Annotated in this window: 15 protein-coding genes and 1 other RNA gene; 12 read left to right on the forward strand and 4 right to left on the reverse strand. The window is 45.8% G+C overall.

Annotated features, from left to right (window positions below):
* Positions 1–97: 97 nt before the first annotated feature.
* From J3L11_RS17195 to J3L11_RS17220, 6 genes are read left to right on the forward strand one after another with little or no spacing between them, the layout of a single operon-like run.
* On the forward strand, positions 98–1,453 hold the full coding sequence (locus tag J3L11_RS17195; protein WP_207571765.1) for a DrmE family protein: 1,356 nt from the start codon (positions 98–100) through the stop codon (positions 1,451–1,453).
* Positions 1,450–3,168, forward strand: a complete 1,719-nt coding sequence (locus tag J3L11_RS17200) for an AAA family ATPase (protein ID WP_207571766.1) — start codon at positions 1,450–1,452, stop codon at positions 3,166–3,168. The genes J3L11_RS17195 and J3L11_RS17200 overlap by 4 nt, the downstream gene beginning before the upstream one ends.
* A gap of 2 nt (positions 3,169–3,170) precedes the next feature.
* A complete protein-coding gene (locus J3L11_RS17205) occupies positions 3,171–6,548 on the forward strand; it encodes a helicase-related protein (protein ID WP_207571767.1) in 3,378 nt (1,125 codons plus the stop codon).
* 3 nt (positions 6,549–6,551) lie between these two features.
* On the forward strand, positions 6,552–8,489 hold the full coding sequence (locus tag J3L11_RS17210; protein ID WP_207571768.1) for a DUF1998 domain-containing protein: 1,938 nt from the start codon (positions 6,552–6,554) through the stop codon (positions 8,487–8,489).
* A gap of 27 nt (positions 8,490–8,516) precedes the next feature.
* A complete protein-coding gene (locus J3L11_RS17215; protein WP_207571769.1) occupies positions 8,517–9,500 on the forward strand; it encodes a DNA cytosine methyltransferase in 984 nt (327 codons plus the stop codon).
* Entirely contained in the window at positions 9,501–10,652 is a 1,152-nt protein-coding gene (locus tag J3L11_RS17220) for a restriction endonuclease (RefSeq protein WP_207571770.1), read from the forward strand.
* Positions 10,653–10,739: 87 nt separating this feature from the next.
* Here the strand turns inward: J3L11_RS17220 and J3L11_RS17225 are convergent, their stop codons facing one another.
* The 3 genes from J3L11_RS17225 to smpB all read right to left on the reverse strand — a co-directional run bounded on the left by J3L11_RS17225 (position 10,740) and on the right by smpB (position 13,113).
* Positions 10,740–11,969, reverse strand: a complete 1,230-nt coding sequence (locus J3L11_RS17225) for an integrase domain-containing protein (RefSeq protein WP_207571771.1) — start codon at positions 11,967–11,969, stop codon at positions 10,740–10,742.
* 202 nt (positions 11,970–12,171) lie between these two features.
* Positions 12,172–12,526, reverse strand: a transfer-messenger RNA (tmRNA) gene (gene ssrA / locus J3L11_RS17230).
* A 104-nt stretch (positions 12,527–12,630) separates the two neighbouring features.
* On the reverse strand, positions 12,631–13,113 hold the full coding sequence (smpB, locus tag J3L11_RS17235; RefSeq protein WP_189618969.1) for an SsrA-binding protein SmpB: 483 nt from the start codon (positions 13,111–13,113) through the stop codon (positions 12,631–12,633).
* Between the two features lie 199 nt (positions 13,114–13,312).
* Here smpB and J3L11_RS17240 point away from each other — a divergent pair, with 199 nt between their 5' ends.
* Entirely contained in the window at positions 13,313–13,750 is a 438-nt protein-coding gene (locus J3L11_RS17240; RefSeq protein WP_133038995.1) for an SRPBCC family protein, read from the forward strand.
* Positions 13,740–14,075: an RnfH family protein gene (locus J3L11_RS17245; protein ID WP_189618970.1), complete on the forward strand. Its 336-nt coding sequence runs from the start codon at positions 13,740–13,742 to the stop codon at positions 14,073–14,075. The genes J3L11_RS17240 and J3L11_RS17245 overlap by 11 nt, the downstream gene beginning before the upstream one ends.
* A 53-nt stretch (positions 14,076–14,128) precedes the next feature.
* Here J3L11_RS17245 and bamE read toward each other — a convergent pair whose 3' ends face one another.
* Positions 14,129–14,644, reverse strand: a complete 516-nt coding sequence (gene bamE / locus J3L11_RS17250) for an outer membrane protein assembly factor BamE (RefSeq protein ID WP_207571772.1) — start codon at positions 14,642–14,644, stop codon at positions 14,129–14,131.
* A 276-nt stretch (positions 14,645–14,920) separates the two neighbouring features.
* Between bamE and J3L11_RS17255 the strand changes: the two genes are divergently transcribed.
* The 4 genes from J3L11_RS17255 (at position 14,921) to J3L11_RS17270 (ending at position 19,727) form a co-directional block, all read left to right on the forward strand.
* Positions 14,921–15,718, forward strand: coding sequence for an SAM-dependent methyltransferase (locus J3L11_RS17255; RefSeq protein ID WP_189618971.1), 798 nt, complete (start codon positions 14,921–14,923; stop codon positions 15,716–15,718).
* Positions 15,719–15,737: 19 nt separating this feature from the next.
* A complete protein-coding gene (locus J3L11_RS17260) occupies positions 15,738–15,950 on the forward strand; it encodes a hypothetical protein (RefSeq protein WP_133038991.1) in 213 nt (70 codons plus the stop codon).
* 52 nt (positions 15,951–16,002) lie between these two features.
* Entirely contained in the window at positions 16,003–17,730 is a 1,728-nt protein-coding gene (locus J3L11_RS19685) for a GGDEF domain-containing protein (protein WP_207571773.1), read from the forward strand.
* A 224-nt stretch (positions 17,731–17,954) separates the two neighbouring features.
* A complete protein-coding gene (locus J3L11_RS17270; protein ID WP_207571774.1) occupies positions 17,955–19,727 on the forward strand; it encodes a monovalent cation:proton antiporter-2 (CPA2) family protein in 1,773 nt (590 codons plus the stop codon).
* The last annotated feature ends 352 nt before the right edge of the window (positions 19,728–20,079 follow it).

Genomic DNA, 20,079 nt, shown 5'->3' on the forward strand with positions numbered 1-20,079 from the left:
ATGAACACCGATTCTGGAAATGATGGTCAAAGTGTTCAGATTGAAATCAGTATGGGTGTTCACGTTCAATCAGTAGAGGTGTTCACGTTCCGTCAGAATGAGTGTTCATGATCGGCCGGAATACGCAGTCAACAATCTGGCATCTGCCAGTGACAAGCTTTTAATAGCTGTCAAAGAGAAAAATCCAAAAGCGCAAGTTCTGTATGAAATTATAAAAGACTATAAAACATGCCATATCGCGGTTGCTTCCCGTTCCGTTGCGGAGACATTTTCAAATAGGGAGTTAAACTTGGCACATATCAAGATTGAGTTGATTCCGGTGCATGATTTGCAATCGTTAGAAAATGTTGAATTGCTTTTGGTGCCTGGATGGCTTGGGCGCAAAGAAATGCTCCACCTGCGACTTGGTGGTTGGTCTAGTGTTCAAATACACATGCTATATGAATTTGAGTGCCAGCGCTCGTCAAAGCAAGCCAGAAAGCTGGAAAGAACTTTTGTTAATCTTGATAAAAAAACACAGGAAAGCTGGAAATTATTTTCCAAAAAAAATCCGGAAGCGGGAAGCCCTCCCTCGGCACCAAGGGATATTAAAGCCCCTGAATCCAATTTGAGCGTGGATGAGTATGAGGATGAGTCTCCGGAAGGTGATGATTGGCTGGAGTCTGCTGTACGTGAACACATGAGTTCATCTTCCGTTGGTCAGGGCATGCAACCGCAGGTTCTTGGGCGTCTAATGTTTTTTAATGATGGCCAACACTATGCCCTGTTCGCTGATAACGCAAAGCTAGTCTGTTTGAACGAAATATTAGGCGGAGCACTAAATACTACCGAGCTCAGTGAGTCTGATGCTGAGAAACTTTTGTGGAAGAGTACAAAATACCTGGAACTAGGCGATGTGTTAGCGTTCCCCGATGATCCCGCGTTGGGGGATGTAGTTGACGAGTTGGCCGATGCCATCGTCGATGATGACGGAGCCACTAGAAAGCAGTCCAGCCTTTGGCGTGATGTTTTACGGCAGATTTATAAGGCAAATAACTATGATCTTGACAAAATGCAAAACGAATTGTCTTGCCATGGGATAGACAGAACTCGTGTTACTTTGGCGTCATGGCTTTTTTCCACAAAAACTGTGGCACCCCAAAATCCATCTCAAACCATTCCCAGCATTCTGTTATGTGCCGGCATCGATAATTCCAAAGAGCTGGCAGATAACATTCTTAAACACGTAAACACAGTCTATAGGGCCAGGAGAAAAGCGGGGCATTTCCTGGTGGCTCAGTTTTCTACGGCGTCTCTAAGTGGCCTGGGTGATAGTGCATTTATCGAAATTAATGGAAGGAAAATCCGCTACAGGGTTCTTTCCATATCTGCCATTGATGAACCAGCCAGGTTTGATGCGTCTTTGTTGGGAGTTCACTCAATTCATGACGGATTTCTGGAGGCAGGAAAATGAACCGAATGTTTCCCTTCCGGCCTCATTCTGATACCACAAAGTCTGAGCAGTGGGTATTCAACCAGATGGCAGAAGACCCTGCACTGGATGGGTATGTGATACTGCATTCGCTTGGTTTGGCGCGCCATAAAAGAAAAACCTATGCGGAATGCGATTTTGTGATAATCGGCCCGCTTGGCGTGTATTGTCTGGAAGTCAAAGGCGGCCATGTAAGCAGAAAGAATGGAGCCTGGACGATAGGTTGGCCCGGTAAGTCTTATACATCAATGGAAGGGCCGTTCAAGCAGGCTCAATCTGCAAGAGGCACATTGTTGCATGAGGTTCGTACCAGACTTGGAAAAGACTTAATAAGGCGTGTGCCGTTTGGTTGGGGGGTTATGTTTCCTGATGTGCAATTTGTTGAACAGGACCCTGAATGGGACCAGGAGTGTATTTTTGACGAGAGAGACAAAGAACTCCCGGTTTCTGACTATTTGATAAAGCTTGCGGAATATACCCTGGCCCATGAAGAAAGTAGAGGTAGAAAATTTCAAACACCATTATCACCGCGGGATATTGAAGCCATTGTCCATAGTTTTCGTGCTGACTTTGACTTGGTGCCTGGAATTACAAGCCTCATAAGAGAAAGTCATAATGAACTGTTGTCCCTCTCCGAGGAGCAATACTCATCCCTGGAAACTCTCCTGCATCCGGGTAATCCTAGGGTAATTTGTGAAGGGGCCGCAGGTACGGGTAAAACTGTGCTTGCTGCAGAGGCCGCTAGGCGGTTGGCTCAAAGTGGACTGCGAGTATTGTTTCTCTGCTTCAATCGTAATCTGGCTTCGCAATTACAACAACAGGAATTTGCAAAACATAAGAATATTACTTTGCACACTATCTGGGGAGTATTGTATCAGTTAGTGGGTAAAGCGTTTCCAGGTCAAATTCTAGAAGGCAAGCAGTTTAAAGCGGTTCTAGCCATGGCAGAAGAAGCGGCCATAACTGCCATTGAGGCTGCCGAGCTGAATCCTTATGATGTTTTGGTGATCGATGAAGCTCAGGATGTGTTAGCACCCGATGTTATGAATGCGCTGGATTGGTTTTTGAATGAGGGAATGTCCGGGGGACGATGGGTGATGTTCCTGGATACCGCTTTGCAAGCCAGCGTGTATAACAAGCTTGAAGACAGCTTGCATTCTCACCTGTCATCCCGGGCGATGAACCTGAAACTAAGCATTAATATGAGAAATCCTGTGACAATTGCCAGAGAGGCAGCGATGGTTACAGGAACGATGCCTCCCAAATGCAGGCGCCAATTTATTGCGCCAGTAGACTACAGAACCATTCATGGGGCGAAAACCGTTCACAAAGTTTCGATGTCATTAATAACCCAATTAATATCAGAGGGTGCTGATCCCAGTGATATTGTTTTGTTATCTTTTCGTACGCCATCAGAAGCATTCTATATAGGTGATTACACATCTATCGGAAAAAAGGTTCATGTGCTCGATGGTGGTAAAGATGATATTCCAATGGGAGCAATTCCCGCCGCTTCTATTCCTGCGTTCAAAGGGCTTGAATCAGAAATAGTGATTATTGGTGACCTGCCGGAAGGGGAAATGAATGAATGGCAGGTTGCAAATTTTTACGTTGCTCTTACCCGGGCCCGCACGGCTGCTTACGTTATTTGTAGACAGGAACATGTGGATCGTCGTTTGAGCTTAATAGAGGGATGAAAATGAGTAGCGAGCTGGAGTATTCAAACTATCGCAATAAGTTATTGAAGTGCATGACCGATGAACTGTTCGGCCCTGAGTCCACGGATGATCAGCTTCGGCAATGTGAATTACTCGATGTATCGCCTTTACAGCTTTATTCAACAGGTGTGTTATTCCCCCAAAAATCAGTAATCAATCAGTTGGAAGATGATGCTGCGGAAGATGAAGAGAGCGTGCCTGATGCTGATTCATCTCTGGATGATAGTCCTTTGGTGGAAGTAAAACAGGGAAGTAAGCAAACGAGGGATGCGACTTTGCTGGAGGAGCAACCCCTGAATCTGGCAAATGAATTCAGCCCCTCAGCAGCAGGCATTACTGTCAAGGCTTCTTTGGGATGCAAAATTCTGGTTGATATCAGAGCTGGTAAATATAAGACAGAAAAGATTGAAAAACGCCATCCAAAGGCTGGCCAGGAAAAGGCGGATGGCTCGTTATTTCCGAATACTCGTGAAGAGGCAAATTACAGGCGGGTGCCGATACAGGATCAGGTCGAAATTGATCTTACCGGATCTTTGGAAAATCGAGTGTTCAATCATGATGTAAAAAATACGGATGGCATGTTGAAACTTAATGTCCGTATTAGATCCGAAAAAGATAATAAAGCTTCGATCTCTTTAGCGTTGATTAATCAGCACAAGGGTGGAGCAGATTCTCCCCCGGCGTTTAACGCAGCTTTCTTTCAGGTTGAATTGTCAGTGACTGAGATTAATGGAGCTTCGGTTTTCCATCCTATAGACCGTGCGGGCGGCATTTCAGAAGATGAAGAGCTTGCAATATTGGACATGCTTTATCGGGATAAACGTTCCTTTGCGTTGGGGCATGGATGTGGCACAGGTTGGATAACAGATCCCAACAATAAGACTGTCGCAAAACTGGTTTGGTCTGATTTCCTTCCTTCGTGCGATATTAAGCCGGTAAAGCCTAGAGAGAAGGCACTGTTTGCCAATCAGTTTGATCTTTCAATGCGTAGCCTTTCAGAAGGTGATTCGTCTGATAGCGATATTGTTGGAAACCTTAGCCTCCTGGCAAAAGACTATGAAAGCTGGATTATTGCCAAGCAAGATCAACAGAAGAATAGTCTGTCGGGTGAATATCAAATACCTGCGACAGGAAATTTGGAAAAGTGTTGGGAATGCTTAAAGCGAATCAAGGAAGGTATTGAATATCTCTCATTAAATAAGAATGCAATGTTGGCATTTAGATTGGCCAATCGGGCAATGTTAATTCAGCAGGCAAGAACGAGATTCCAAAAGGATATCGATCCTGACGATATTTATTTGGACCTTCCGGAAGATTATCGTGTATCGGATGAAAGCGATCCTGTATGGAGGCCTTTTCAGTTAGCATTTGTGCTAATGAACATAGCCTGCTGCTCTGAAAGTGATCATCCTGACAGAAAACTGGTTGATTTAATCTGGTTTCCTACTGGCGGCGGTAAGACGGAGGCATACCTTGGCTTGGCCGCATTCGTTATCTGCCTGCGCAGGTTAACCAATTCTGAGGACAAGGGTGTCGCAGTATTAATGCGGTATACCCTCCGATTACTGACTGCGCAACAGTTTCAACGCGCTGCTGCGTTGATTACGGCACTGGAATCACTGCGGCTGGATAAATATCTTGGGGCTGATCTTGGCAAGGTGCCAATTACAATTGGGTTATGGGTTGGTATGGGATTATCACCTAACCGGCGTGGCGGAAACGAAGGTGCCGTAAAGCGGCTAAATGAGTTGATGGTATCAGCTTCAGCTACAAATCCATTTCAATTGCTGAGATGTCCGTGGTGCCGGTCATCAATGGATAAGAAAGGCTGGCTTGGGTATCGAAAAGAACCACTGTCCGTCAATAGCGATGATACGGTTATTTTTCGGTGTAGTAATCCGGGGTGTCGGTGGCATTCCAGTGCAAACCGACTACCGGTTGTAGTCATTGACGATGATATCTATGAAAATCCTCCGACACTGTTACTCGGTACAGTGGATAAGTTTGCTCAGTTAGCCTGGGTTCCTGAAACAGGCCGTATTTTTGGAACCGGTAATTTTAGTGACCCCCCCAGTCTGATTATTCAGGATGAGCTCCACCTGATATCAGGGCCCTTGGGTACCATCGTAGGTCTCTACGAAACGGTCATTGACAGGCTTTGTACCCGAGATGGAGCGACGCCCAAGATTGTTGCCTCAACGGCAACCATTCGGCAATCCGCGAAACAATGTAAAGGTTTGTATGCAAGAGAACGTTTTGAATTTCCGCCACAAGGTCTGGATGCAGGGGACTCCTATTTTGCATATGAAGACCAGGAAGCTGCCGGCAGGCTTTATGTGGGTGTGTTCGGAACCGCGGTAAAATCCCACGCTACTGCGCAGGTTCGAGTTATTTCCCCTTTACTCCAGGCGGTGATGCCGGAACCTCCCGACACTCAGCCGCCGGAGATTGCTGACAAATACGCAACTCTGCTTTGGTATTTTAATAGCCTGCGGGAGCTTGGGCATGCAGTTACCATGTCTACAGGCGACATACCTGAACATCATTTCAATCTTTGCTCCAGAAAGAACATTGAAAAGGAGTATCGGCGAAGGTTTCCCAATGTGGAGGAATTAACAAGCAGGAAAACTGCAGAAGAGATTCCTTCAATACTTGATTGCCTGAATCGAAAATGGCCCAAGCCTGAAAATAGTCCATGGCCAGTCGATATGTTACTCGCAACGAATATGATTTCTGTTGGCGTTGATGTTTCACGACTTGGATTGATGGTGGTTGCTGGTCAGCCCAAATCAACTGCGGAATATATACAGGCTACCAGTCGGGTTGGCCGTGGGTTTCCGGGATTGGTGATCACAGTGTATAACCCTGCCCGCAGCAGGGACCGATCTCACTATGAACAGTTTGTTGGCTATCACCAGGCAATTTATCGTTATGTGGAGCCAACCAGTGTTACGCCATTTTCTGCTCCGGCCAGATCCCGTGGATTTGCCGGAATGGTGATTGCCTTAGCAAGACTTATAACCGGAATGAGAGTGCCCGGAGATATATCCAGGTGTCCAGATGTGCAGGATGAGCTGGTGAAAGTCATTCTGGATAGAGTTCAAAAGGTTGACACGGATGAGTACGAAGATGCGCTAAGGGAGCTAACAGGAATATTTAAGGATTGGAAAGACTATTTGCCGTCAGAATTTGGTCAGATGGCTGGCACTCCAACCACACAAACGTTGATGTACCCATTTGGCCGAAACATAAACGAAGATTTTGAAGGAAAGGCATTTCCTGTTCTTACCAGTATGCGTAATGTCGATGTGACCTGTTCCGCAAGAGTCCTTCAAACCTATCCCGATTTAGGAGAATAAATTGTGGCAAGACCAGAGTTCAGAAGGAGTCAGGGGGTTGTTCCGTTTGGTGTTGGTGCCATTATCGATTTTCCTGATGAATCGTTGATGGCTGCCGGGCTTGATGCATGGACAATTGAAATGCAGCCTGATGCAGCTGCGAATTTGAAGGAAGCAACGTGCTTATCGGAACCAAGACTTCAAGCTAGGCTCTCACACGAGCTGGGAAAGGATGTGAGCGGACTGTATATGCCACCTGAAGCTCCGGAGCTTTCCGCACGAAACTTCTCCGGTTTGAACAGATCGGTTATCACTGCATATACACCATTTGTGCGTTTCCCAAATTGGCATTTTTGCCCTCGATGCAGATCAATGCAGTATGTTCCATGGAATAGTCCCAGCAATGCTAAAAATGAAGACTTGAGATGCAAGAACTCCAACTTTCGCCGTCAGGCCAAGTCAAATACACAACCCTGTAGCGCACTTCCACTACATCGACGTCCCCGGCTGGTACCTGTCCGGTTTATTGTTGCATGTGCTCATGGACATATTTCCGATTTTCCCTGGAGTAAATGGGCCCACGGTGACAAAAAAGAATGCGGATACGAACCTGGAACGCTTTTCCTTGTATCAACCGGAGGAGCCGGGCTTGAAGGTATCAAAGTAGAATGCTCGAAATGCGGATCATACCGAACGATGAAAGGAGCTTTTAATCCTTCTACATTTTCGCAAGCAACGGGTCTGTCATGCAGCGGAGACCGGCCTTGGTTGGGGCCGCAGGCTCAGGAGCCGAACTGTCAAGAGTCGGTTCAGGTTGTACAACGGGGAGCATCAAACGTCTATTTCCCTTATGTTGTTAGCTCAATATTAATTCCCCCATATTCTGAAACTTTACACAGAATTCTGGATAATCAGAGTATATGGAATGAGATATGTGATGTTCTCGATAATATCCGGGTTAACGGGGAGCCTGTGATCTCAGCAAACATGTTTTCTTCCAAGGCAAAAAAGTATGGTATCGAGGTCGAAGTTTTCGCAGAGGCGATAACAGAAAAATATCTTCACCCCGATGTGTGGGCTGGAGCAGTAGAACAATCTGAATCGGCCTATCGATACACCGAACGCCAAGCCTTCCTTGGTCCTCGCCCAGCTCCGACCGAGCGCGATGAGTTTGATATAAGAAAAACCCAAATTTCTGACTATTCGAATGTGGTTAGAGACTACTTTAGCAAGGTTGTGCTGATCCCAAGGCTTAGAGAAACAAGAGCATTAGTTGGGTTCTCAAGGGTTACCCCATATGATGGCGATCTAAGCCGGTTGGCTGCGCTATCCAAAAAGGAACTTTCCTGGTTGCCTGCCGTGTCCTCCAATGGCGAGGGGATTTATTTGGAGTTGAGTGAAGACAAACTAAATATCTGGGAACGAACTCATCCTGACATCGCAAAAAGAATTGATCTGATTAATGATAAATGGGCCAGGGTTTGTTCCGAAAGGGGGACTGAATTCAGACCTTATAGCTCTAGGTTGCTCCTGGCCCATACCCTTTCACATCTGATTATCCGGCAACTAAGCTTTGACTGTGGTTATGACAGTTCAACGTTAAAAGAAAGGCTTTATGTGTCTGATGAAACAGATCGAAAAATGTGTGGAATTCTAATATATACGGCTGGCGGCGATTCTGAGGGGAGTCTTGGTGGGTTGGTCAGGCAAGGAGAGAATGGGAAACTTGAAGCTACAATTCTTGCTGCAGTTAAAAATGCAGAGTTTTGTGCTTCCGATCCTCTATGCCTTGAAAGTGAGGGGCAAGGGTACTATGGACTAAATCTTGCGGCGTGTCATGCTTGTACCCTTTTGCCCGAAACGGCCTGTGAACTTGGGAATAGGGTGTTGGATCGAGCTTTGATTATAGGTTCTGAAGCTAATCCACAAGGTGGTTATTTTTCGGATCTTATTCATGAATAGAGAAATATATAGTGGAATTAAAAGCATATGTTGAGATTTGTTGATTTGTTCTGTGGCGGCGGATTTGGAGCCAGAGGAGCGGTTATGGCAGGTGCAACTCCAATTCTCGCAGTTGATGCCTGGGATCTGGCTGCAGAGACATATCAAAGTAATTTTCCTGATGCGGAAGTTATCTGTTCTCCTATCGAAATACTAAACCCCAAAGACTTAGCAAAACGACATTCACCCGATGTGTTATTAACATCGCCGGAGTGTACATCACATTCGATTGCTCGTGGAGCCAAACCAAAATGTGAGAGAAGTAGGGAAACTGCGATTGGAATTATTCCTTGGATTGAAGCCATGAACCCTCGCTGGTTAATCGTTGAAAACGTAAACCGAATGAAACAATGGGAGCGCCACAACGAGTTGATTTCAACAATTAAGTCATATGGTTATCAGGTTAATGATCTCCTGCTAAATGCAGCTAACTTTGGTACGCCCCAATCAAGAAAGAGAATGTTTTTGGTTTGTGACAGGGGGGGCTCGGTAATAACTGAGGATGATTTGTATAAGCTGCATCAGCGGAGCGACAAGACTGCCAGATCAATCATTGACTGGTCTGGAAACTACAAAAGTACCCCACTGTACAAAACTGGCAGAGCTAAGGCGACTATTGAAAGGGCTGAGCGGGCTATGACAAAACTTGGGCGAAAAAAGGATTTTATCATCGTATATTACGGTTCCGATTATGCGGGAGGTTGGCAGTCGTTGGATGCACCACTACGCACAATTACTACATTGGACAGGTTTGGGCTTGTAACTTGGCAGGGAAATACTCCGTTTTTGAGAATGCTTCAGCCGCCGGAGTTAATGAAGGCGATGGGGGCTGGCTCCAAACATCTACTCCCACATGGAAACAGGCGGGATAAAGTCAAGCTTTGCGGTAATGGTGTTTGCTCGCCAGTCATGGAAATAATTTTTAAGAAGATTTATCAAATTCAATTGAGCGAAATGGAGTTGGCTTCATAAATGGATTTGTCTCGTGAAGACTTGGTAGTTGATCGTGTTTACAGTGGTTCCAGAAATGGCAATGCATCTGATGATCCTTTGCCCAGTCTTCTGGGAGTAGACAATGGAGCAGGCTTTCGGCATCTGGGAAAGCGGCCTGGTATCGAAACTTTGAAACTTCTGGTTTTAAAGACGAACCTTAATGATCCTGATTGGCCGGATCATTTAAATACTGAAACAGGGTTGTTTATTTATTATGGCGACAATAAGTCAGTTCGGGAAATTCACGATACCCCAAGACAAGGTAATCTAATATTACGCAACTTGTTTGACGCTCGACATAGAACCGATTGTTTTGGTCATTTCCCGCCGATACTCCTGTTTAGTGGAACAGGAGAATATCGAGATGTTAGATTCCTGGGCTTGGCTGTACCAGGTGCTCAAAACCTGGGGCCGGATGATGACTTGGTTGCAATCTGGAGGTCCACGGGAACGGAAAATCTTCGATTTCAAAATTACCGTGCAACTTTCACGGTGCTGGATGTGCCGGTAGTAAAGCGGGAATGGATTGATGATATACAGAAAGGGGATACGTCTACTTCCATGCATGCACCTGGAGTTTGGTTAGACTGGGTGAAAAATCGGAAATTTACACCGTTATATTCCCCTCATACAATTGAAATAAGAAGCAAGGAGCAGCAATTACCCCGAGATAAAGACGGCTTGAAATTATTGTCCCTGGTGTACGAAAAGTACAAAGATAGGCCGGTAGACTTTGAGACTTGTGCCGTTGAAATAGCGCGTCTTTCGATGCCAGATATCGGTGACTGTGAGATAACCAGACCCTGGCGGGATGGAGGCAGAGACGCTATTGGGCGTTATCGCATTGGTATTGGTCCTGGCTCAATTGAAGTTGAGTTTGCACTAGAGGCAAAGTGTTACAAGCCAGATTCAGGAGTTGGAGTAAAGGAGCTTTCTAGATTGCTATCTCGCTTACGGTATAGACAATTTGGCATCCTGGTAACAACTTCTTATTTGAGTGCTCAAGCGTATTGTGAATTAAAAGAAGACAAACATCCTGTAGTTGTAATTAGTGCTATCGACATTATAGATATTTTTAAAGAACGTATAGGCTCTTTTGAAGCAGTTACTCGTTGGTTGGAGAGTATGTGACTTAGGTTATTATTAATCAAGGATATTTAGTTCACTGTAGAGGCTTTGCCACGGTATTATCTGTTTAAAAACAGAATATTTTTTGTGTTAAGCATTTTTGACAAAGGAAACAGAAAGATTCCCCTCTGAAGCTTTTTCAATATGGTCACTCCACCAGTTCATCATTGGTCGCCGCCGCTCCAGAAAATCGGAGCGGTTATATGCCGCGCGTACCAGATTTGCATCCACGTGAGACAGTGCGGCTTCAATCAAGTCGGATTCAAAACCTTGTTCGTTGAGAATCGTGCTCGCGAGTGCCCGAAGCCCGTGGCTAACGAGCCTTCCTTCATACCCCATGCGTTTCAGCGCCATATTGGCAGTTTGCGTATTACAATGGGTTTTGGGATCTCTGTCTGATGGGAATATGAATTCCCGATGACCACTGATTGGTTTGATTGCTTCGAGGATGCCGAGCATCTGTGGCGTAAGAGGAATAACGTGTTCCCGACGTTTTTTCATCTTCTCTGGTGGGATAGTCCAGGTCAAATTATCTAGATCTAATTCATCCCAACGCGCGCTGGCCGCTTCTGAGGGGCGTGTCATCGTGTGTAACTGCCATTCGATAAGACAGCGAGTTACACGTTTAATTGAAGCTTGGGAGAGCGAGCGCATGAGTTCCGGTAGCTCTGATGGGGCTAGGGTAGCCATGTTCTCCTTTTTGGGCTTCTTAAATGCTGTATGAATTTTTGCTAACGGATTTGCTGGGATGTAACCGGAGTTGACTCCGTGGTTCATAATTTCATTTAGCCGTTGGCTCAAGCGTTTAATGGTTTCTAAACTGCCGGAGGCTTCGATAGGGCGGAATAGCTTTATGACGTTTGGGGCTGTTATTTTTGCAAGTGGAGTATCACCAAATTCAGGGAAGACATGTCTCTCTAATGAGCGCCAAGTCTTAGTGGCATGATCTTCAGTTACTTCGTGCTTTTTAATCTCTAGCCATTCAGCTGCCACATTCCTCAGTGTGTACAGAGTTTCTTGTTTGTTATTGAATGATTCCTGTTCTCGTTTTTCCTTGGGGTCCACATTGGTCGCTACTAGTTGCTGGTACTCTAAAACTATCTCGCGGGCTTTAACGAGAGATATATCTGGGTAAGGGCCAATACCAATGTTTACTCGTTTCTTAGTAACGGGGTGGTAATAGTTGAAGTTCCAAAGCTTAGAGCCATTAGTCCTGACTCGAAGCTGCAGTCCGCCACCATCAGACAAAACGATGTCCTTTGGACCAGGCTGCTGATTTTTGATTTGGGTATTAGTAAGACGAACAGTGCTAGTAGCCATGTGCACCCCCAATAACTTTAAGTTGGATGTTTTATATTCATGGTATTCCAAAAATAAGTCAAAAAATCTTGGAATACCGTTTGGAATACCAAAATGGTGAGATTCAGTGAGACCACTTGAGACTCAAATATACGTAAGCTATTGATTTTTGATGTTTTAAGACAATAAAAAAGACGTCCGAAGACGTCTTTTTACTTTGAAGTGGTGGAGGCGGCGGGACTTGAACCCGCGTCCGGAACACCTACGTTCAGGGCCCTACATGCTTAGTCTCTCTTTTATTTAACCGGTTAAACTCCGAAAGACAGGATTTCAAACGGTGAGTTTGGTACTGTTTCGCGGTTCACCCCCAAACAAGGTTCCCTCGCTAGCACGATGTAAGGTGACCATCAAATCCACTGCCCATGTGCGAGACCTGTGGTAGATGGCTAGCGGCATTAAGCGGCTAGAGCGTAGTTATCGTCGTTTGCAACTATAACTTTGCGGCTTTTAACGAGGCCAACCGCCCCTCGGCATGCTCCCGGAGTTTCGCGAATCCCGTCGAATCCAGAATCGCCCCCAAGATTTGTCAATTGTAACCTTTATTGTGGTTGTTCACCAAGTTTTCAAGTGCAGGTTACAACTGTTTGCTGGTTATCCGAGCAAGTTACAGATAATTCAACAATTATTTTTTCATCATTCGGGCTTTTTCGATGGCCCAGTCGCGTTGTTTGATGTCTTCACGTTTGTCATGGGCTTTCTTACCTTTTCCCAGACCTATTTCCACCTTTACCCATGCCCCTTTGCGCCAATACATGGAAATTGGCACGATGGCATATCCTTGCCGTTCTACTTGACCTGCTAGGCGATCTAACTCTCGGCGATTCAGCAGCAGTTTTCGCGGCCGGGTAGGGTCACATACAACATGTGTTGATGCGGTGTTAAGTGGCGTAATCGTACAATTGTGCAGATACGCTTCGCCATTTTTCATCTGCACAAAGCTTTCTGACAGATTTATTTTCCCAGCACGGATAGATTTTACTTCCCAACCCATGAGAGAAAGCCCCGCTTCGATTTTTTCATCAAAACGGAATTCAAATGTCGCACGCTTATTGCGAGCGATGGTCGCTGGCTGCGTACCTTTATTTTTTGCATTCTTCTTTACCATAGGCTCGCTATTATACGCAGCCACTAGTATTTTGGAATGCGCCTAGAACACTATTTTGAGTGGATTCAATTACTCGACGCTTCATATGAGCGCTTTTTGAACTGTGTTAAGTGGTTCTCGTGGTCGCGAAGGGTGCGTTTTATTGGCAGCATGTTAAAATCCGGCACTGATTTTTGTCCATCGTAGGAAAAATAAGCGGATGCCACATGTTTCACGAAATATTTTGGTACGCTACAGTGCGCAGCAGATGTATGAGCTGGTAAATGACGTAGAGTCATATAGGGAGTTCTTGCCGGGATGTGTCGGTGGCAAAGTGCTGGAGTTTGATGGCCGCACTATGGTGGCATCTGTTGACATAAGTAAGGCGGGCATTAGTAAAACTTTTACTACCCGTAATCAGGTGGTTCCCGGTAAAAGCATTGAATTGCGATTGGAAAATGGTCCGTTTAAACATCTTCATGGCAGCTGGAAATTTACTGAACTGGCAGAAGATGCCTGTAAAGTAGAATTTGAATTGGACTTTGAGTTTGCCAATAGTTTGGTGGGCATGGCATTTGGACGGGTGTTTCGCGAGCTAGTCACTTCGATGGTGTCTGCTTTTACGTCTCGAGCGAAGGAGGTTTACGGTGTCAAATGAAATTGCAGCGTTTTCTGTCGATGTCATATACGCACTGCCACATCAACAAAAAGTGATCCCGGTATCTGTGCTTCCTGGAACCACGTTTATTGAAGCGGTACGCAAAAGTCGTATCGGCGATTTTTTCCCAGAACTGGATCTCGAACATATTAAGTTAGGCTGCTTTAGTCATGTGATGAAGCCCGATGATGTGCTCCTGCCTGGGCAACGAGTGGAAATTTATCGGCCATTGATTGCAGATCCGAAAGACGTCCGCCGCAAACGGGCTGAGAAAGCCAAGGAAGAAGGGCGTATTAATAAGACGACGGGCGCTAAAATCAGTTAGTACAGATAACAAAAAAGAGCACCGAATGCTCTTTTTTGTTATTAGAAGAAACATTACTTATCCGTTGATGGTACTACCGGTTTCACTTCGCTACTGTTGCTTCTGGCAGGATTTTTCTCTTCAACTAACGGTTTGGTATCTGGGCGCTGTGCAGGCACCTGTGGCACTAATTCTGGTCTGCGGGCTTCAGGAAGTGCACTTTGTTCCAACGGCGTATTAAAATCTTTGCTTAAGGTATAGTCGCCAGAGACAGAGGCCAACTTGTTGCCGTTGAAATGAGCGATCAGCTCTTTATGGGTGACACTGGCATCACGACCACTTTTGTAGTGATACACATAATACCAAGTATCATCTGCAAAACTGTCACGCAATACCGGACGTCCCAGCACATATTCGACCTGTTCTTTGGTCATGTCGATGCGCAGCTTTTCTACCTGCTGGGTTTCCATATAGTTGCCTTGTGGAATGTCAGGCTTGTATACCAGCCAATCCATCACACTACAGGCATTGAGTGACAACGCAAGGGCGGCGGCGCCCATCAAGGTAAGACTTTGCTTTTTAATCAACATCGGGATTGCTGCTTCCTGAAAAACTGCGGGCCATAATAACCAAGCCTCATTATTAAATACAAGAATTATCGGCGGTCTGTCAGAGCTTTGACAAAAGGTTTGTGTAATAGTTCGGTGATATCTTTCATTGTAGTAATTTGTGGAGGCGCAGGTTTTTTGTAGATATATCAATAGTCATGGGATCTTTTTACTAGGCTTGTTGCAAAACTGAGCCCAAGAAACCAGAATGAGAAAGACACACAATCGCGGTACTGATATAGGGCGGGCAAGATATTGATGGGAAAGGGAAGTTTAGTATGTGTCGGCACAGGATTGCAGCTCGCTGGTCATGTTACAGTTATTGGTAAGAGTTACATCGAAAGTGCTGAAGAAGTGTTTTCTTTGATGCCAGATGCTTTTGGACAACGCTGGCTTGAAGGATTGAACACCAATATCACCGATCTGCAGCAGTTTTACGCCAAAGCAGGCGAAGTAAAGAATCGCCGCCTTACCTATGAGCAAATGACAGAAGCCATCATGACCGCTGTCAGAGCGGGTAAACGGGTTGTGGGGGTTTTTTATGGTCACCCTGGGGTCTTTGCTTGCGTGCCGCATATGGCAATTGCTCGGGCCAAAAAGGAAGGGTTTCAGGCATCAATGGAGCCAGGGATCTCTGCAGAAGATTGTTTGTGGGCCGATCTTGGTATTGATCCTGGAAATTATGGCTGCCAGAGTTTAGAAGCGAGCCAGTTGATGTTTTTTGAGCATCAATTGGATAACGCTGGTTACGTGTTGCTATGGCAGATTGCGTTGGCCGGTGAGCACACGCTAACGGGGTTTTCTACAACTGAAGAACGCTTGCGCGTTTTAGTTGATTTACTACGACAATGGTATCCCGAACAACACAAAGTGTGTTTATATGAGGCAAGCAATCTGCCTATTGGTCAATGTCGTGCAGAGTGGATTTTTTTAAAGGATTTGCCGGAGGCAACACTTCATGCCATTACCACATTGGTGATCCCACCAGTGCGGGAATTGCAGTACAACCTTCGGGTACTCAATCAGTTAGGGTTGACTCCCGAAGATTTAGGTTAGTGACTCATACGGAGGTGTTATGGAAGCATTACAGATTTTTTTAACCAGAATGGGCGAAGACGCTGGATTTCGTGCCGCTTTTTATGCCGATCCTGAATCGGTTTTGGCGCAAAGTGGTCTTCAGGAACAGCACGCTGAAGCGGTGCAGCAACATGATGGTGCTGCACTCAAAGCGCTGATCGGCGATGACAGTGTGCCTTTTTTGATAGTGAATCATGGTAACAAACTGTAAAATAACGCGTTATCTGCTTATTTTTATTCTGCTGTTCAGTGGGGGCAGTCGTGTGTCTGCTGCCCCCATTGATGAAGTTGATGTATCTCTCGGTAAACTTGAGAAAACCCTGAAAAGTGACATTGCCGCAGCCCAGCAGCAGATTGACATGCTCAAGCCAAGAATTGGCTCTTTTACCTCAGAGCAAACCGCCAGACTTCTCATTGCCTCTGCGGTCAGCAAGATTTTCAGTGGTGATTTTGACGAAGCTCTATCAGCATTGGATAAAGCGGAAACTAAAGTCAACACTCCTCAATATTTGAGCCAGATATATAACTATCGAGCCACCTGCCTGATTGGTTTACGTCGTTATCGTGATGCCTTGTTGGTGATGGGAAGGAATCTAGCGTTACTGGAAAAAATTGATGATCCCATTGAGAAACGAGATTCCTATTTTCGAATCGCCAACTTATACGATGAGTTAGAAGCATACGATGAGATGGGGCTTTATGCTTCCAGGATCCTCGATCTCGCTGATAACCAACAGGATACCAAAGCCCACTGTTATGGGATCTTCCTGTTGGCTATGTCTCAAAATGGTCGTGGAATGTTAAAACAGGCGCAGGAAGGGTTTCAAAACGGCCTGAGTTATTGCGCTGAGCATGGCTATTCATTGATGGTCGCCATGATCAATAAGGGTATGGGCGATACGGCCAGACAACTGGGCGACAATCTTGCTGCACAGCGTTACTTCCGTACGTCGTTAGCCCAGTATCAACAGTTTCACTTTGCTACTGAGATTGTGAGTACCAGTGCCTTGCTCGCGCAAGTGGATTTGGCTTTGGGAGAAGTACAGGAAGCCGAAATGATGGCGGCTAACGTACTGGCGGCAGACAGCAGTAGTAGTTATATGGCGGCTCGGCGCGATGCGTTGAAAGTGATGGCGGAAATAGCCGCCAATAGACACGATTTCGCAAAGGCCTACGACTACCAGAAGCAGTATCTTGAATTAAACGGCAAACTGTTCGATGAGAGCAGAGTCAAGGCGCTGGCCTATCAAGCGGCCCATTTTAGTACCAACGAGCGCGAACAGGAGCTCAAACTGCTCAACAAGGAGCGGGAGTTATTGCTTACTCGTGGGATGTTGCGGGAAAAAGAACACAATAATATGGTGACTTTTGTTACTCTCCTGAGTGTCGCTATTATTATGCTCGCTGCATTTTCTTACTGGGGATGGCAGCAAAAACAAAGATTTATGCGACTTTCTCGCCATGATCAACTGACCGGAATATATAACCGTTCCACGGCCCAGTTTCTGGGCGATAATCAATTTGTGCAGGCGATGAGCCGGGACTGTCACTTTAGCTTGATGTTGTTTGACCTTGATAACTTAAAGCAGCTCAATGATAGCTTTGGTTTTGGTTGTGGTGACTGGGCATTATGTCGCGTGGTCGAGTGCGTCAAGGCATCACTTTCACGTCATCACATTTTTGCTCGCACTGGGGGCGCAGAGTTTGTGGTAATAATGCTTGATGTTGACGCCATGGATGCGATGGCGTTAGCCGAGCAGTTACGCCGGAGCATTGCCGATATTGACAGTCATCGTAGTGGTCATCATTTTGTTATTACCGCCAGTTTTGGGGTGAGTAGCCGTACGCCGGATGATCTGAGCCTAGAACCGTTAATTAATCGGGCCGATAAGGCCTTACATCAAGCAAAATTGTCTGGGCGTAACCGGGTCTGTGCCGCGCCGGAAGTTACGACAGAGATCTCTGACGTTGACGAAGTGTTGAGTCACTGAGTTCAGTGCGTTAAAGCTCAAGATAAAGATTTATTATCTGGTGCGGTTTTGTTTATACTGAAATTCCCCTAGGGCCGCGACTGAACGACAGCTTTGGCCACCTTAACTGCATATCTTGGTTTTTCTTCGCTGAAGTCAGACATCCCAGTGCTCTATGAGTATTGGTTGCAATCCTGCTTTAAGACATTTCCACTTTATCTTACCCGTTTGCTTAAGGACTCCTGATGGAACAGGACAATATTTTAATTTCTACCTTATTGTTTCTGCTGGCGGCCGTGGTGTTGGTGCCTTTGGGTAAGCGTTTTGGTGTCGGTCCCATTTTGTCTTATCTTGCCGCTGGCGTTATTCTCGGACCTGCCGGTATTGGCGTGGTTTCAGAACCCTCATCAGTACTCCATTTTGCGGAATTTGGTGTGGTACTGATGCTATTTATCATGGGGTTACAACTGAGTCCCGGTAAATTGTGGGAACTGCGAAGCGCCATTTTTGGATTGGGCAGTAGTCAACTATTGCTGTCTTGGTCGGCTGTCACGCTTTTTTCTGTTTATCTCGGTCTTTCTTGGTCCGGCGCGATAATCATCGGTGCGGCATTATCCTTATCTTCTACCGCTTTTGCGGTCCAACTGATGGCCGAGCAACGCCTATTGACCACGCCGATTGGCCGTGATGCTTTTGGTGTGTTGTTGATGCAGGATCTAGCGGTGATCCCCATGTTGCTGTTGACTGCCTATTTAGATCCAAACTCCGCTGAAGTCGGACACCGAGCGGTGCCTTGGTATTGGACTTGTGTCGCGCTGCTAGGTTTTCTACTGATGGGGAAATATCTGTTACCTAAATTATTGCAGCTGGTAGCGGCGAGCGGTGTTCCCGAAGTGCTGACGGCATTTTCGCTGTTGTTGGTGATGGGAAGTGCTGCCCTGATGGCTTGGTTGGGACTATCTTCGGGGATGGGCGCATTTTTGGCCGGAGTGTTACTGGCAAACTCCAGCTACCGTCATCAGTTAGAAACGGACATAGAACCATTTAAGGGACTATTGCTCGGGCTGTTTTTTATGGCGGTAGGTATGAGTATGGATCTCAGCCTGTTGCTGAAAGAACCATTATTGCTGCTGGGTATTTTGTTAGCGATGCTGCTAATCAAAACCTTAGTGTTGGTAGTGCTTGGAAAACTCCGAAGACATTCTTGGCGTAACAGTGTGGCGTTAGGGCTTATTTTGGGGGAAGGCGGTGAATTTGCGTTTGTACTGTTGTCGCAAGCGCATCTATCAGGACTGTTATCCCAAACGTTGAGTCAGGCACTCGTATTGGTGATTGGACTCTCTATGGCTTTGACACCTTATCTGTTGCGCGCATTTCGCGCTACGGCTAAACCCGCAGAAGATCATAGCCGCCTTGCTGATGTCATTGAGCCTGGCGAAAGTGAAGTCGTGATTGCCGGTTTTGGCAGAATGGGGCAGATCACCGGTCGTATTCTCGCTTCCACTGGTATTCCGTTTGTTGCCTTGGACAAAGATGCTCATCATGTCGACGTTGTGCGACAGTTTGGCAGTGAAGTTTATTTTGGCGATGCCAAACGACTCGATATGTTGCTTTCGGCCGGACTCACCAAGGCTAGGGTGATTTTAATCACGGTGGATTCGGTGGAGGACTCACTGCAGATCGTCAATCAGGTGCAGACCCATTTTCCCCAAGTCACTATTGTTGCCAGAGCCCGAGATCGTAACCATGCCTATCGCCTGATGAGTATGGGCGTCACCCGAGTATTTCGTGAAACTTTTGGTTCGGCACTGAGTGCCAGTGAAAGTGTGTTGCAAATGCTGGGGATGTCGCAAGTGCAGGCCTCTGAACGCGTGCGTATTTTTGCTGAGCACGATAAAGCACAAGTGGTAGCCGGGGCTGAACATAAAGACGATTTGAAGGCATTGATCCGTCTGTCTAATGAAGGGAAAGCCGAATTGGCATCGCTGATGCGTGCTGACCGAGATAAACGAATTTAGTGTCGATATTCAATGGCGAATAACGCTGTCTTAGTTATTGCTTTAAAGGGACGGGCTTTTTAATAATTTACTAAAATAGTAAAAATTTTTTTGGTTTTACCAGATCCGCCTAATATGTTGCTGGTTTAATCACAGTCTCCAACTTACTTCCTATCGCTAAACTCCTTGATAAGTTGACGTATACGTCAACTTAAAACGGTCGTTTGATATTGTTGCCTACTTAAAGTCGCATAACCTATTGTTCTTTATAATATTGAAGGCTTAACCAACGGGTTAAGCTGTTACATCATTTCAGATTTACATGGCAATTGATTGTTAATTATTTCGTAAAAAATTATATACAGATGTAATT

The organism is Shewanella sp. 4t3-1-2LB (assembly GCF_017368415.1).
Classification (GTDB): Bacteria; Pseudomonadota; Gammaproteobacteria; order Enterobacterales; family Shewanellaceae; genus Shewanella; species Shewanella fodinae.